Origin of the sequence: Desulfopila sp. IMCC35006, from assembly GCF_005116645.1 — a bacterium.
Taxonomy (GTDB): Bacteria; Desulfobacterota; Desulfobulbia; order Desulfobulbales; family Desulfocapsaceae; genus Desulforhopalus_A.
Genome location: NZ_SWCM01000049.1, coordinates 1 through 798, shown reverse-complemented (window position 1 = coordinate 798; position 798 = coordinate 1). Strand labels below are relative to the sequence as shown.

At 54.3% G+C, this 798-nt stretch carries 1 rRNA gene; it reads left to right on the top strand.

Going from position 1 to position 798, the window contains the following annotated elements:
* Positions 1–798 (top strand): 16S ribosomal RNA (locus FCL47_RS24110); the annotation flags it as partial.

The window sequence follows — 798 nt, the reverse complement described above, 5'->3', positions numbered from 1 at the left end:
AGAGTTTGATCATGGCTCAGATTGAACGCTGGCGGCATGCCTTACACATGCAAGTCGAACGGCAGCATGATCTAGCTTGCTAGATTGATGGCGAGTGGCGAACGGGTGAGTAATACATCGGAACGTGCCCTGTAGTGGGGGATAACTAGTCGAAAGATTAGCTAATACCGCATACGACCTGAGGGTGAAAGTGGGGGACCGCAAGGCCTCATGCTATAGGAGCGGCCGATGTCTGATTAGCTAGTTGGTGGGGTAAAGGCCCACCAAGGCGACGATCAGTAGCTGGTCTGAGAGGACGATCAGCCACACTGGGACTGAGACACGGCCCAGACTCCTACGGGAGGCAGCAGTGGGGAATTTTGGACAATGGGGGCAACCCTGATCCAGCAATGCCGCGTGTGTGAAGAAGGCCTTCGGGTTGTAAAGCACTTTTGTCCGGAAAGAAATCGCTCTGGTTAATACCTGGGGTGGATGACGGTACCGGAAGAATAAGGACCGGCTAACTACGTGCCAGCAGCCGCGGTAATACGTAGGGTCCAAGCGTTAATCGGAATTACTGGGCGTAAAGCGTGCGCAGGCGGTTGTGCAAGACCGATGTGAAATCCCCGGGCTTAACCTGGGAATTGCATTGGTGACTGCACGGCTAGAGTGTGTCAGAGGGGGGTAGAATTCCACGTGTAGCAGTGAAATGCGTAGAGATGTGGAGGAATACCGATGGCGAAGGCAGCCCCCTGGGATAACACTGACGCTCATGCACGAAAGCGTGGGGAGCAAACAGGATTAGATACCCGAGTAGTC